13 protein-coding genes, 1 tRNA gene and 1 other RNA gene are annotated in these 13,468 nt (G+C 71.3%); 11 read left to right on the top strand and 4 right to left on the bottom strand.

Annotated elements, in window-relative coordinates; translation table 11 throughout:
- Positions 1 to 36 precede the first annotated feature (36 nt).
- Positions 37 to 897: a KPN_02809 family neutral zinc metallopeptidase gene (gene ypfJ, locus ACQPZZ_RS39525; protein ID WP_363636086.1), complete on the bottom strand. Its 861-nt coding sequence runs from the start codon at positions 895 to 897 to the stop codon at positions 37 to 39.
- Positions 898 to 1,045: 148 nt separating this feature from the next.
- Between ypfJ and ACQPZZ_RS39520 the strand changes: the two genes are divergently transcribed.
- On the top strand, positions 1,046 to 2,584 hold the full coding sequence (locus tag ACQPZZ_RS39520; protein ID WP_432927615.1) for a dolichyl-phosphate-mannose--protein mannosyltransferase: 1,539 nt from the start codon (positions 1,046 to 1,048) through the stop codon (positions 2,582 to 2,584).
- Positions 2,585 to 2,714: 130 nt separating this feature from the next.
- Here ACQPZZ_RS39520 and ACQPZZ_RS39515 read toward each other — a convergent pair.
- Positions 2,715 to 2,800: transfer RNA gene (locus tag ACQPZZ_RS39515), tRNA-Ser, on the bottom strand.
- A gap of 85 nt (positions 2,801 to 2,885) precedes the next feature.
- Here ACQPZZ_RS39515 and ffs point away from each other — a divergent pair.
- The 7 genes from ffs (at position 2,886) to ACQPZZ_RS39480 (ending at position 9,356) form a co-directional block, all read left to right on the top strand.
- Positions 2,886 to 2,984: signal recognition particle sRNA small type (gene ffs / locus ACQPZZ_RS39510), an RNA gene on the top strand.
- Positions 2,985 to 3,024: 40 nt separating this feature from the next.
- Entirely contained in the window at positions 3,025 to 5,259 is a 2,235-nt protein-coding gene (locus tag ACQPZZ_RS39505; protein WP_432927613.1) for a DNA polymerase III subunit gamma and tau, read from the top strand.
- A 187-nt stretch (positions 5,260 to 5,446) separates the two neighbouring features.
- Complete coding sequence (locus ACQPZZ_RS39500) at positions 5,447 to 5,797, top strand: YbaB/EbfC family nucleoid-associated protein (protein WP_079320096.1); 351 nt, start codon at positions 5,447 to 5,449, stop codon at positions 5,795 to 5,797.
- Positions 5,798 to 5,800: 3 nt separating this feature from the next.
- Complete coding sequence (gene recR / locus ACQPZZ_RS39495; protein WP_076439806.1) at positions 5,801 to 6,400, top strand: recombination mediator RecR; 600 nt, start codon at positions 5,801 to 5,803, stop codon at positions 6,398 to 6,400.
- Positions 6,393 to 6,923, top strand: a complete 531-nt coding sequence (locus tag ACQPZZ_RS39490; RefSeq protein ID WP_079320095.1) for a DUF5063 domain-containing protein — start codon at positions 6,393 to 6,395, stop codon at positions 6,921 to 6,923. The genes recR and ACQPZZ_RS39490 overlap by 8 nt, the downstream gene beginning before the upstream one ends.
- Positions 6,924 to 7,020: 97 nt before the next feature.
- Positions 7,021 to 8,295, top strand: a complete 1,275-nt coding sequence (locus ACQPZZ_RS39485; RefSeq protein ID WP_363636093.1) for an aspartate kinase — start codon at positions 7,021 to 7,023, stop codon at positions 8,293 to 8,295.
- Positions 8,292 to 9,356: an aspartate-semialdehyde dehydrogenase gene (locus ACQPZZ_RS39480; RefSeq protein ID WP_432927610.1), complete on the top strand. Its 1,065-nt coding sequence runs from the start codon at positions 8,292 to 8,294 to the stop codon at positions 9,354 to 9,356. The genes ACQPZZ_RS39485 and ACQPZZ_RS39480 overlap by 4 nt, the downstream gene beginning before the upstream one ends.
- A 1-nt stretch (position 9,357) precedes the next feature.
- Here ACQPZZ_RS39480 and ACQPZZ_RS39475 read toward each other — a convergent pair whose 3' ends face one another.
- On the bottom strand, positions 9,358 to 10,008 hold the full coding sequence (locus tag ACQPZZ_RS39475; protein ID WP_432927608.1) for a hypothetical protein: 651 nt from the start codon (positions 10,006 to 10,008) through the stop codon (positions 9,358 to 9,360).
- 154 nt (positions 10,009 to 10,162) lie between these two features.
- On the opposite strand from ACQPZZ_RS39475, the gene ACQPZZ_RS39470 reads away from it, so the two are divergent.
- From ACQPZZ_RS39470 to ACQPZZ_RS39460, 3 genes are all read left to right on the top strand, one after another.
- Positions 10,163 to 10,810 (top strand): TetR/AcrR family transcriptional regulator, encoded by a 648-nt coding sequence (locus tag ACQPZZ_RS39470; RefSeq protein WP_363636099.1) that lies wholly within the window; start codon positions 10,163 to 10,165, stop codon positions 10,808 to 10,810.
- 73 nt (positions 10,811 to 10,883) lie between these two features.
- Positions 10,884 to 11,825, top strand: coding sequence for an LLM class F420-dependent oxidoreductase (locus ACQPZZ_RS39465; protein WP_432927605.1), 942 nt, complete (start codon positions 10,884 to 10,886; stop codon positions 11,823 to 11,825).
- Between the two features lie 74 nt (positions 11,826 to 11,899).
- The gene (locus ACQPZZ_RS39460; RefSeq protein ID WP_363636103.1) at positions 11,900 to 12,226 is read left to right on the top strand and encodes a YkvA family protein; all 327 of its coding nucleotides are present in this window, start codon (positions 11,900 to 11,902) and stop codon (positions 12,224 to 12,226) included.
- Here ACQPZZ_RS39460 and ACQPZZ_RS39455 read toward each other — a convergent pair.
- On the bottom strand, positions 12,223 to 13,419 hold the full coding sequence (locus ACQPZZ_RS39455) for an amidohydrolase family protein (RefSeq protein ID WP_363636105.1): 1,197 nt from the start codon (positions 13,417 to 13,419) through the stop codon (positions 12,223 to 12,225). The genes ACQPZZ_RS39460 and ACQPZZ_RS39455 overlap by 4 nt on opposite strands.
- Between the last annotated feature and the right edge of the window lie 49 nt (positions 13,420 to 13,468).

Genomic DNA, 13,468 nt, shown 5'->3' with positions numbered 1-13,468 from the left:
ACGCAAAGGCTTGCGCCCGAGGCTTTGCCGGAGGGCTCAGACGCTTCCCGAGAAGGTGTCGCAGCGCGCCGGGTCGCCCGACGAGTAGCCGTTCGTGAACCACTTCGTCCGCTGGGCCGAGGTGCCGTGCGTGAAGGCGTCCGGGTTGACCCTGCCCTGGGCCTGTTCCTGGATGTGGTCGTCGCCGACCGCCGCGGCCGCGTCGAGCGCCTCCTGGATGTCGGCGTCGGTGAACGGCTTGGCGTAGAAGCCGGTGTCCACCGCGTTCTTGGCCCACACGCCGGCGTAGCAGTCGGCCTGGAGTTCGAGCCGTACGGAGCCGCTCTCCGCGCCCTGGTCCTGGCCGACCCGGTTCATCGTGCCGAGCAGGTCCTGCGCGTGGTGGCCGTACTCGTGGGCGATCACGTACGCCTGCGCGAACGGGCCGCCCTTGGCCCCGAACCGCGACTGCAGCTCGTCGAAGAACGACAGGTCGAGATAGACGTGCTTGTCACGAGGGCAGTAGAAGGGGCCGACGGAGGAGTCCGCGGCGCCGCAGCCGGTCTGCACCCCGCCAGAGAACAGCGTGGTCTTCGCGCCGGTGTATCCCTGGATCTGCTCACCCCAGTACTTCTGGATGCTGTTGACGACGCCCACGACCCGGCACTTCTCCGACTGGTCGGCGTCGGCGCCGGTCTTGCACTGCGCGCTCAGGTCGCTGCCCGGCTGCAGGCCGGCGGGCTCGTCTCCGCCCGTGATGTTGCCGGGGTTGATACCGAAGATCAGGGCCACGATGAGGGCGATGATGCCGGCGGCCCCGCCGCCGACGGCCAGGCCGCCGCCGCGGAACCCGCCCCCACCGCCGCCTACGTCCTCGACCTGCGAGGCGTCGAGTTGCGCTCGGTCATCGAAATCCATCTGCGACGCTCCCGATGGAGTTGCCGGACACTGTCTCCCGCTGCTCGCCGGGCCTACTGCCCAAGAAGGTGGTGATCATGCCTGAATCGCTGCCATGCCGGATCCGTCTCGCCCTGATCGTCGTAATTCGCCGGGTTAGGATTCGCGGATGGTTCGGAGCGCCTTACCCCGGCTCGTGCCGCCGATGCCGGGCGGGCGGGGGTGGCTCGGCCCGCTGGCCGTGGCCGCTCTCGGGGGGTTCCTCCGGTTCGACCGCCTCGACGTGCCGCACGCGCTCGTCTTCGACGAGCTCTACTACGCCAAGGACGCCTACTCGCTGATCAGGTACGGCGTCGAGCGGCAGTTCGCCGACGGCGCCGACCAGGTGTTCGCGCGCGGCGGCACGGACGTCTTCAAGGCGTGTGGAACGGTCGAGGAATGCGCCGCCTACGTCGCTCACCCGCCCCTCGGCAAGTGGCTGATCGGCGCGGGAGAGTGGCTGTTCGGCGTCACGCCCTTCGGGTGGCGGTGCGCCGCCGCGCTCGTGGGCACGCTCAGCGTGCTGGTGCTGGCGCGGACCGCCCGCCGGATGACCCGCTCGACCCTCCTCGGTTGTCTCGCCGGTCTGCTGCTGGCGCTGGACGGCCTGCATCTCGTGCTGTCACGCTCGGCGCTGCTCGACGTCTTCCTCGCGTTCTGGGTGCTCGCGGGCTTCGCCTGCCTGGTCGCCGACCGCGACGCGGCCCGCGCCCGCCTGACCGAGTGGTATCGCGCCTCCGCCCTGGACGGGCCCGCGCCCCGGCTCGGCCCGCGGCCCTGGCGGCTGGCGGCCGGGTTGTGCCTGGGCGCGGCGACCGCGACCAAGTGGACCGGTCTGCTGTTCGTCGTGGCGTTCGCGATCATGACGCTCGTCTGGGACTGCGGTGCCAGGCGCGCCGTCGGCCTGCGCGGGCCGTACCGGCAGGCGGTCCGTCTCGACTGGCCGCTGGGCCTCGCCTGGCTCGGGGCCGTGCCGCCCGTCGTTTACGTCGCGTCGTTCGCCGGGTGGTTCGCCTCGGCCGGCGGCTACGGGCGCAACTGGGACCGCGCGGCCTCCAACGGCTGGGCCTACTTCGTCTTCGACTCGGTGCGCTCGCTGGTGGACTACCAGAGTCAGGTGTTCGGCTTCCATCAGGGTCTGAGCACGCACCACGACTACCAGTCGGACCCCTGGGGATGGCCCCTGCTGCTGCGGCCGGTCCTGTTCTTCTACGAGTCGCCCCGCGGCACGTGCGGCGCGCCGTCCTGCTCGCAGGCGATCCTCGGGACCGGCACCCCGGTGATCTGGTACGGCGGGCTGCTCGCGATGCTCGCGATGCTGGTCTGGTATGCGGCGACCCGCGACTGGCGGGCGGGCGCCGTCCTGCTCGCCTACGCCGCGGGCTGGCTGCCCTGGTTCTACTTCGCGCTGGCCGACGACCGCACGATGTACCTGTTCTATCTGCTCCCCGCGGTGCCGTTCATGATCCTCGGGATCGTGCTGGTGTGCGGGCTCGTCCTCGGGCCGCCGGGCGCGTCCCCGGTGCGGCGCTCCACGGGAGCGGCGGTGGCGGGTGCGTTCACGCTGCTGGCGCTGGTGAACTTCTGGTGGCTGTCGCCGGTGCTCACCGCCGTGCCCGTGCCGTACGACGTCTGGCTGAGCCGCATGCTGCTGCGCAGCTGGATCTGAAGCGTTCGCGGGTCAGCCGACGTAGACGATGAAATCGGGATAGACGTGGACGCCTGGCCGGCCGCTGAACACACGAAGGCCCCGGCTGGATAGGTCCGGGGCCTTCGTGTTCTTGCTGCTCAACCAAGCGCGGAGGATAGGAGATTCGAACTCCTGAGGGGTTGCCCCCAACACGCTTTCCAAGCGTGCGCCCTAGGCCAACTAGGCGAATCCTCCGTCGGACAGCTTAGCTCACTTTCCTGTGTGGTTTCGACGTGTGTTTCTCCGTCCCGCGCACACCCGTCGAGTGGCTAGACTGTCCAGCGGACCCCTCGCGCGGCGTCATCCTGTGAACCTCCCCAGGGCCGGAAGGCAGCAAGGATAAGCGGGCTCTGGCGGGTGTGCGAGGGGTTCCTCAGTTAGCGGGTACGCCGGCCGGGTCGACCCTCCGAGGAGGCGGCATGAGTCTTGCGCTGTACCGCAAGTACAGGCCCGGGACGTTCGCCGAGGTCAAGGGGCAGGAGCACGTCACCGACCCGTTGCGCCAGGCGTTGCGCAGTGGCCGGATCCACCACGCCTATCTCTTCAGCGGCCCGCGCGGCTGCGGCAAGACCTCCAGTGCCCGCATCCTCGCCCGTTCGCTGAACTGCGAGAAGGGCCCGACGCCCGACCCCTGCGGGGAGTGCGAGTCCTGCGTCGCGCTGGCCCCCACCGGGCCCGGCCACCTCGACGTCATCGAGATCGACGCGGCGTCGCACGGCGGTGTGGACGACGCCCGCGACCTGCGCGAGCGGGCCTTCTTCGCCCCCGTCTCGGCGCGCTACAAGATCTACATCATCGACGAGGCCCACATGGTCACCCGTGAGGGCTTCAACGCGCTGCTGAAGCTGGTGGAAGAGCCGCCGCCGCACCTCAAGTTCGTCTTCGCCACGACCGAGCCGGAAAAGGTCATCGGGACGATCAAGTCCCGCACCCACCACTACCCCTTCCGGCTGATGCCGCCGGCCACGCTCAAACGGCTGATGGAGGAGATCCTCGACTCCGAGTCGGTGCCGTACGAGCCGGCCGCGTTACCACTGGTCGTACGGGCGGGCGCGGGATCGGCCCGGGACACGCTGTCGATCCTCGACCAGCTCCTCGCGGGCGCCGACGAGTCCGGCATCACCTACCAGCGGGCGGTGTCCCTGCTCGGCTACACCGACGGCGACCTGCTGGACGAAGTGGTCGACGCGTTCGCCAAGCGGGACGGCGCGGCGGTGTTCCAGGCCGTGCACCGGGTGATCGAGGGCGGCCACGACCCCCGTCGCTTCGCCACGGACCTGCTCGAACGCTTCCGCGACCTGGTGATCCTGTCCAACGTCCCCGAGGCCGCCGGCAGCGGCCTGCTCGACCGGCCCGCCGACGAGCTGGAGCGCCTGCAGGCGCAGGCGGCGTCGATGGGTCCCGCCGAGCTGACCCGGGCGGCCGAGGTGTTCAACGCCGGGCTGACGGAGATGCGCGGCGCGACCTCCCCCCGCCTGCTGCTGGAACTGATGTGCGCCCGCGTGCTGCTGCCCGGGGCCGACCAGGGCGAGGCCGCGCTGCTGACCCGGCTCGAACGGCTGGAGCGCGGGGTCGCGGCCGGGACGTACACCGCCGCCGCGCCGCAGGCTTCCCCGGCTCACTCGGCTCACTCGGTTCCCCCGGCTCCCCAGGCGGCGCCGTCCCCGGTGCCCGCCGCCGCCCCGGCTCCGCAGGTACAGGCCCCTTCCGCCGTGCCTTCCACCGTGCCTTCCACCGGGCCTGCCCCCACGCGCGGCGCCGACGACTGGCCCACCCCCGTACGACCCGGGTCCGGGGCCGCCGCGGCGCCGCCCCCGCAGGCGCAGCAGGCCCAGGCGCCCGCCGTGGGCGGGGGACCGGTGCAGCAGGCCTGGCCGCAGGTGCTCGAAGCGATCAAGAACCGCCAGCGGGTGGCCTGGATGATCCTCAACGCCCAGGGCAGGCTGCTCGGCGTCGAGGGCAACGTCGTGACCGTCGGTTTCGAGAAGCCGGGCGACGTGCAGGGCTTCCTCAAGGGCAAGCGCGACGAGGTGGTGGCCGCCGCGCTCGGCGACGTGCTCGGCGGCACCTGGCGCGTCGATGTGGTGGTCGGCGGCTCGGGTCCCGGCCCGGCCGGTCCCGCCACCCGCGGCCCTTCGGGCCCGCAGACGCCCACGCCGCCCCCGGCGGCTCCGCCCGCCGCGTCCTCCTCGCCGGCGGCGCCGGCCCCGTCGGTCACGCCGCCCGCGGGGGCCACGCCCGCCCCGGCCCCGGCCGCTCCCCAGGCCGCCCCGGCCGTGGAGCGGAAGGCCGCCGCACCCGTCGCCCCCGCAGCGCCCGCCGCGACGCCGACGGGGACGACCGACGAGACATGGCCGGACGCGCCGTCCGACGACTACGACGGGCCGTCGTCGTCGTCCTCGGCCTCGGCCCCGCGGGCCACGGCGAGCCCCGGGCTGGCCGCGGCGCGTTCGGCGGCCAGGGCCGCCGCCCAGACCGGCCCCCGGCAGGCCTGGCCCGAGACGGTGCCCGGCCGTACGGGCGCCGCCTCCCGTCCGGACGACGACGTGGACCCGCTCAACGACGACGACGCGGACGTCAGCGAGCTGTCCGGCATGGCCCTGATCCAGCGCGAGCTGGGCGGCCGGATCATCGAGGAGATCGATCACTCCTGAGCGCCTTCCCCGCCGGGGGGACGGCGGCCGCATGGACGGAGACTGGTGGGGTAACCGGTGTCCGTCCACTCGTGACCCGCCCGGCACCCGCGCGGAACACGCACGCCGCGCCGGTGCGGAAACCGGGGCGGACGCCGTAGGCTCGTCGCGACGAACATGTCGCTGGACGCTGAGGAGCGCAACCATCGTGAATCCAGGGGATGTCAACCTCCAGCAGTTGCTGGAGCAGGCTCAGCTGATGCAGCAGCAGCTCGTCACCGCGCAGCAGGAGCTCAGCGACGCCGAGGTGGAGGGCAGTGCGGGAGGCGGCCTGGTCGTCGCCACCGTCAACGGCAGCGGCGAGCTTCTCGAGCTCGAGATCAGCCCGCTGGCCATCGACGCGAGCGACCCGGAGGAGACCGCGCAGACGATCGCGGACCTCGTGCTCGCCGCCGTGCGGGACGCCGTACGCGCCGCGGGGGAGCTGCAGCAGGAGAAGCTGGGCCCGCTCGCGCAGGGACTGGGGGGCGGCCTCGGCGGTCAGCTGCCGGGGTTCTAGAGCATGTACGAAGGGGTCGTCCAGAACCTGATCGACGAGCTCGGGCTCTTGCCCGGCGTCGGTCCCAAGAGCGCGCAGCGGATCGCGTTCCACCTCCTCGCGGCCGACCCGGCCGACGTCAAGCGGCTGGCGCACGCGCTGCTCGAGGTGAAGGAGAAGGTGCGCTTCTGCCGCGTGTGCGGAAACGTGGCCGAAGAGGACCAGTGCCGGATCTGCCGGGACCAGCGGCGCGATCCGCACGTGATCTGCGTGGTCGAGGAGTCGAAGGACGTGGTGGCGATCGAGCGGACCCGTGAGTTCCGCGGCCGCTACCACGTGCTCGGCGGGGCGATCAGCCCCATCGACGGCGTCGGCCCGGACGACCTGAAGATTCGCGAGCTGATGACCCGGCTGGCCGACGGCCAGGTGACCGAGCTGATCCTCGCGACCGACCCGAACCTCGAGGGCGAGGCGACGGCCACCTATCTGGCCAGGCTCGTCAAGCCCCTGGGATTGAAAGTGACCCGACTGGCCAGCGGTCTGCCTGTGGGCGGTGATCTCGAGTACGCGGACGAGGTCACTTTGGGCCGCGCTTTCGAAGGACGGAGGCTGCTGGATGTCTGACGAGTGGAACGACCTGGCCGCACGCGTCGCCGGACACGCGCAGAATTTCATCGACGGCCTCACCCGCCTGGCCGGCGGTGAGGGCGGCGACGCGACTCTGCCGCTGCTCCTGGTGGAGGTGGCCCAGGTCAGCCTCGCGGGCACCCAGCTCGGGGCCGCGCAGGACGTGATCCTGCAGGGGAACGTGGAGCCCGCGCTGAGCGAGGACCCCGACATCGACCCCCTCCGTACGGCTCTCGCCGCCCGGCTCGGCCCGGTGGACGACTACGCCGAGGTGTTCGACCCCTACAAGGACACCGTGGTCACGCCCTACCGGCTGTCGGACGACCTCACGGCGGTGGCGGCCGACCTCATCCACGGGCTGCGGCACTACCAGGCGGGCCGCCCGCTCGAGGCGCTGTGGTGGTGGCAGTACTCCTACTTCAACACCTGGGGCAACCACGCCGGCGCGGCGCTGCGGGCCCTTCAGGCACTGGTCGCCCACACTCGGCTGGACGTCGTGGAAGAGGGCACGACGGTCTGATCCGGCGCCGGCCGTCCACATGCTGGTCGCGTCCGGTCTCGGTTTGGGACGTCCAAGTACACTGTGAGCTCCACGTCCTGATTCGTTGGAGATTCCAGTGGCGCTCGTTGTGCAAAAGTACGGTGGTTCCTCCGTAGCCGACGCGTCCTGCATCAAGCGGGTCGCCCAACGGATCGTCGCGACGAAAAAAGCGGGCAACGACGTCGTGGTGGTGGTCTCCGCGATGGGCGACACCACCGACGAGCTGCTCGACCTGGCCCAGCAGGTGTCGCCGCTGCCGCCCGGCCGCGAGCTCGACATGCTGCTGACCTCGGGTGAGCGGATCTCGATGGCGCTGCTCGCGATGGCGATCGCCAACCTCGGTCACGAGGCGCGCAGCTTCACCGGCTCGCAGGCCGGCGTCATCACCGACTCGACGCACGGCAAGGCGCGCATCATCGACGTGACGCCCAGCCGCATCCAGGAGGCCGTCGACGCCGGTCAGATCGCGATCGTGGCCGGGTTCCAGGGCGTCTCCCAGGACAGCAAGGACATCACGACGCTGGGCCGGGGTGGTTCGGACACCACGGCCGTCGCTCTCGCGGCGGCGCTCGGCGCGGACGTCTGTGAGATCTACACCGACGTGGACGGCATCTACACCGCCGACCCCCGCATCGTCCGTACGGCGCGGCAGATCCCGCGGATCTCCTACGACGAGGCCATGGAGATGGCGGCGTGCGGGGCGAAGATCCTGCACCTGCGCTGCGTGGAGTACGCCCGCAGGTTCGACCTGCCGATTCACGTCAGAAGCTCGTTCAGCACGAGGGAAGGCACCTGGGTCGTCTCCGACCCCTACAGCGAAGGAACCGAAGTGGAGCAGCCCATCATCTCCGGGGTCGCGCACGACCGGAGCGAGGCCAAGATCACTGTGGTCGGGGTGCCCGACAAGGTCGGCGAGGCCGCCGCCATCTTCCGCACGCTGGCGGACGCCGAGATCAACATCGACATGATCGTGCAGAACGTGTCGGCCGCGGCGACCGGTCGCACCGACATCTCGTTCACGCTCCCGGCCAGCGACAGCCAGACGGCCCTCACGGCGCTGAAGAAGATCCAGAACCAGGTCGCCTTCGAGTCGCTGCTGTACGACGACCAGATCGGCAAGGTCTCGCTGATCGGTGCGGGCATGCGCTCGCACCCGGGCGTCACCGCCAAGTTCTTCGGCGCGCTGGCCGACGCCGGGGTGAACATCGAGATGATCTCGACCTCGGAGATCCGCATCTCCGTCGTCGTGGGACAGAACGAGGTGGACACCGCGGTCGCCGCCGCCCACCGCGCGTTCGACCTCGACGCCGACCAGGTCGAGGCCGTTGTGTACGGAGGTACCGGACGATGAGCCGCAAGCCCACCCTCGCCGTCGTCGGCGCGACCGGTGCCGTCGGCACCGTCATGCTCGACATCCTGACCAGCCGGCGCGATCTGTCCGACGCGTACGGCGAGATCCGGCTGATCGCCTCGCCGCGCTCGGCCGGCAAGGTGCTCAGCGTGCGCGGCGAGGACGTCGTCGTCCAGGCGTTGTCGCCGGAGGCGTTCGACGGCGTCGACATCGCGATGTTCGACGTGCCGGACGAGGTCTCCGCCGAGTGGGCGCCGATCGCCGCCTCGCGCGGCGCGGTGGCCGTGGACAACTCCGGCGCCTTCCGGATGGACCCGGACGTGCCGCTCGTGGTGCCCGAGTGCAACCCCGAGCAGGCCCGCAACCGGCCCAAGGGGATCATCTCGAACCCCAACTGCACCACGCTGTCGATGATGGCCGCCATGGGCGCGCTGCACCGCGAGTACGGCCTGCGCGAGCTGGTCGTGGCCTCCTATCAGGCGGTGTCGGGCGCCGGGGTGGCCGGCCCCGAGCGGTTGTACGACGAGATCCAGGCCGTCGCGGGCGACCGGACGATGGGCACCGTGGCGGGCGACGTGCGCAAGGCCGTGCCCGACCTGGCCGACTCGCCGTTCCCGGCCCCGCTGGTGCTCAATGTGGTGCCGCTCGCGGGCTCGCTCAAGGACGGCGGCTGGACCTCCGAGGAGCTCAAGGTCCGCAACGAGTCGCGCAAGATCCTCGGCATCCCCGACCTGAAGGTCTCGGCGACCTGCGTCCGCGTCCCGGTGGTGACCACCCACTCGCTGGCCGTCCACGCGACGTTCGAGCGGGAGGTCACGGTCGAGGGCGCCCGGTCGATCCTGGACGCCGCGCCGACCGTCGTGGTGCTCGACGACCCCGCGAACGGCGTGTTCCCCACGCCGGCGGACGTCGTGGGCACCGACCCGACCTACGTCGGCCGGATCCGCCAGGCGCTCGACTTCCCGAACACGCTCGACCTGTTCCTGTGCGGCGACAACCTGCGCAAGGGCGCGGCGCTCAACACCGCCGAGATCGCCGCGCTGGTCGCCACGGAGTTCTGAGTCACCTGTAGAGCACGTCCCAGTGGGTGGACTCGTCCGCCCACACGTCGTCATCCGGCGCGTCGGACCCGGTTCGCGGGTCCGGCGCCGGCGGGCGATACAACGCGACTCCGTCCCCGCGCGTGCGCCAGTAGCGGTAGGTGCGGGTGACGTACGCGTCGAGGCACCGGTTGTGGGCGAGGTCCACCTTGTAGCCGTTGCCGTGGCTGTAGCGGCCGCCGGCGTGGCCGGCCTCGGTGCCGCCGGTGACAGTCACCGGGCAGCCGCTGTCCCGTCGCAGGTCGACGGTGCGCATCAGCGTGCCGTACCTGATCGCCTCCAGGGACGTGCAGTACGGGTGGCGGCGGTCGGCGCAGTCCCCGCTCGACGTCCAGCGCACCCCGGCCTCCTGCAGCAGGCCCGCCGCCTCGTCCTGACGGACGCGGGTGTCCGCCGCCGAGGTGTCCCAGGTCTTCACCGTGGCGACGAACGTGCCGGCCAGCAGTGGTGGGAGGGACGCCGTCCCGCTCACGCCGTCGGCCGTCACGGGCGGCGGCGAGGGTGGTGGGACGGGCTCCCCGCGGTTGTGTGCGGGGTGATTCTGCTGCGGCAGGGAGATCAGGACGGCGGCGCCGATGCCGGCCAGCCCCCGCCAGGACGAGCGGACGTACAAGAGCCTCGTATCCTCGGTCGACGACGGGGGCTGAGGTCTTCAATGCCACAGGTGGCGCCCGATGGGCCCGCTGCCACGAGGCGGTTTGCCGCGACGCGTGGATCATCTTGTCGGTTCATGACCGGGAGTGGGCCTGAGCCGTACAGTGACGAGCGTGGCCGAGAGTACACGGGAGCTGATCGTCGAGACGGCCCTCCGGTTGTTCAGAGATCGGGGGTACGAAGCGACCACGATGCGTGCCATCGCCGCCGAGGCCGGCGTGTCGGTGGGGAACGCCTACTACTACTTCAGGTCGAAAGAGCAGCTGATCCAGGCGTACTACGACCGGGCGCAGGAGACGCACGAAGCGGCCTGCCGTGAGGTGTTCGCCACCGAGCGGTCGTTCGCCGGACGGCTCGGGGCGGTGCTGCGGGAGTGGGTGCGCATCTCGGAGCCGTACCACGAGTTCGCGGTGAAGTTCTTCAAGCACGCGGCCGAGCCCAGCAACCCCCTGAGTCCGTTCAGCGCCGAGTCCGCGCCCGCCCGTGAGTCGGCCATCGCACTTTACCGGGAGGTGGTGGAGGGGTCGGCCGGGCGGATGGACGACGAACTGCGTGAGGAGCTTCCCGAGCTGCTGTGGCTGCTGTGGATGGGGGTCGTGTTGTTCTGGGTGCACGACAGCTCGCCCGGCTGCGCGCGCACCTATCGGCTGATCGACCGGGTCGTCCCGCTCGTCGACCGGCTGGTGGGCCTCTCGCACCTGCCTGGCATCAGGGGCGTGGCGAGGGAGGTCATCGAGGTGGTCCACGAACTACGGGCGTGACCGCGACTCCATACCGTCCGGTTGGTATGGTCGGGTCGAGACCTTGAGAGGGGTGGCCGTGGACCGCTGGGGCATGACGATTCCGTTCTTCGGGCAGACGCCGGTCGAGTCGAAGGAGCTCGTCGCCGAGCTGCCCTCGCTGGGCTACACCGACGCGTGGTCGGCCGAGGTGGGCGGCACCGACGGGTTCGTCCCGCTGGCGCTGGCGGCCGAGTGGGCGCCGTCCCTGCGCCTGGGCACCGCGATCGTCCCCGTCTACACGCGCGGGCCCGCCCTGCTCGCCATGTCGGCGGCGACGCTGGCGGACGTCGCTCCGGGCAGGTTCGTGCTGGGCATCGGCGCGTCGTCCCCGGTCATCGTCGGCAACTGGAACGCCGGCGAGTTCGACAAGCCGTACGCGCGGGTCCGCGACACCCTGCGCTTCCTGCGGGCGGCGCTGGCCGGGGAGAAGGTCACGGAAAGCTACGAGACCTTCGCCGTGAAGGGCTTCCGGCTGGAGAAGGCCCCCGCGACGCCGCCGAGGATCGTGCTCGCCGCGCTGCGGCCGGGCATGCTCCGGCTGGCCGCCCGCGAGGCCGACGGCGCGATCACCAACTGGCTGTCGCCAGGGGACGTACGGAAGGTCCGGGCCGAGCTGGGGCCGGACACGGAGCTGACCGCGCGGCTGTTCGTCGCGGTGACCGAGGACGCCGCCAGGGCCCGCGAAATCGGCCGTCGGCTGCTGGCCGCCTACCTGACCGTGCCGGTGTACGCGGCGTTCCACGAGTGGCTGGGCCGGGGGGAACTGCTGCGGCCCATGCGGGAGGCGTGGGCGGCCGGAGACAGGAAGGCCGCGCTGAAGGCCATTCCCGACGAGGTGGTGGACGATCTCGTCGTGCACGGCGACCCGGCGACCTGCCGGGCCCGGGTGCGGGAATACGTGGCCGCAGGGCTGGACACGCCCGTGCTGGCCCCGTTGCCGGGCGGCGACCTGCCGCTCGCCGACACCGTACGCGCGCTCGCCCCCGGCGCCTGACGGAACCAGGTGCGCGCCGCCGTACGTTATCCAGAGGGCAAAGCGGGCAGAGGAGTTCCCCTGGAGGTGTCCTCATGGTGAAGGCAGGACGTGCGGCGGCCACCTGGCGCGCCTACCGCGAGGTCTCCAAGCCGGGCTCGCCGAAGTTCGGGGCCCGGCTGCGGGCGGTGCCCCGGATGCTCCGCGCCGCCGTGAAGGGCGACTACCCCGGCATGACCAAGGGCAAGCTCGCCATGCTCGGCATGGCTGTGGCGTACATCGTGTCGCCCATCGACGTGGTCCCCGACTTCCTCCTCGGCATCGGGGTGGTCGACGACTTCGGTGTGTTCCTGTGGCTGGCGACCGCGCTGCTCGGGGAGAGCGGCCAGTTCGTCGAGTGGGAGAGGACCGAGAGGCGTTAGAGCTGCTCCTGCCGCAGCCAGGCCCGCGAGGGCAGCGGGTGGCCGAACAGGCGGGCGGCGTTGCCGTAGGAGACCCTCGCGATGTCGGCGGGGGGCAGGCTGCCGAGGTTGCGGGCCACCGCGCGCTGGGTGTCGGGCCAGGTGGACTCCGCGCGCGGATAACCGGTCTCCAGCAGCACGCGCTCCATGCCGACGGCGAGCCGCACCGAGCTCAACGCGCTGTCGTCGAGCGTTCCGAAGAAGAAGTTGCGCCGCAGCACCTCGCTGGGCTTCAGGCCGCCCTCCCAGCTCGGCTCGCCGGCGACCGGATGATCGAGCGCGTAGTCGGCCCGCTCGGCCAGCATCGGCAGCCACCCGACGCCGCCCTCCACGATGAGGATGCGCAGCTTGGGGAAGCGCAGCGCGACCCCCGACCACAGCCAGTCGGCGCAGGCGAACATCGCGCTGGCCGGGATCAGTGTGGTGATCGCCTCGACCGGGGTGTCGGGCGAGGGCACCGGCGCCCAGGAGGACGCGCCGGTGTGCAGGCACACGACCGTGCCGGTCTCCTCGCAGGCGGCGAAGAACGGGTCCCAGTGGCGGCTGTGGATGGAAGGCAGCCGCAGCCGGGTGGGGAACTCGGGGAACACGACCGCCTTGAAGCCGCGTGACGCGTTGGCCCTGATCTCCTTCGCCGCGACCTCCGGATCGGGGAGCCAGGGAAGCTGCAGCGCGATCATGCGCTCGGGATAGGTGCCGGCCCACACGTCGACGTGCCAGTCGTTCCAGGCGCGTACGAGCGCGAGCCCGAGGTCCTGGTCGCGGGTGCGGCCGAACGCCACTCCCGCCTGGTTCGCGAGCATGCCGGGGAAGCACAGGGCCGCCCAGATCCCGGCCCGGTCCATGTCGCCGATCCGGGCCTCGATGTCGTAGCAGCCCGGCCGCATGTCCTCGAAACGGACGGGATCGAGCGTCCACTGCTCCTTGGGCAGGCCCGCGCCCACGTCGAGCCCCGCACAGGGATAGGTGGCGCCGCCGTACCGCCACACCTGGTGGCCGGAGTCGGTCTCCACGACCTTGGGCGCGAGGTCCTTGTACTTCTCGGGGAGGCGGTCCTCGAAGAGGTCGGCCGGCTCGATCAGGTGATCATCGACCGAAATGATCACGAAGTCCCGCCGCCTCGGCTCTGGGTCGGGAAGCAGCGGCGTCGTCACGGTAGTAAACGGTAGGGCCAAGGGATAACGCCGTACAAGCTGCGAGGTC

Origin of the sequence: Microbispora sp. CA-135349 (genome assembly GCF_050947365.1) — a bacterium.
Lineage (GTDB): Bacteria > Actinomycetota > Actinomycetes > Streptosporangiales > Streptosporangiaceae > Microbispora.
The sequence above is the reverse complement of the archived record's forward strand: the minus strand, read 5'-3'. Positions and strand labels throughout refer to the sequence as shown.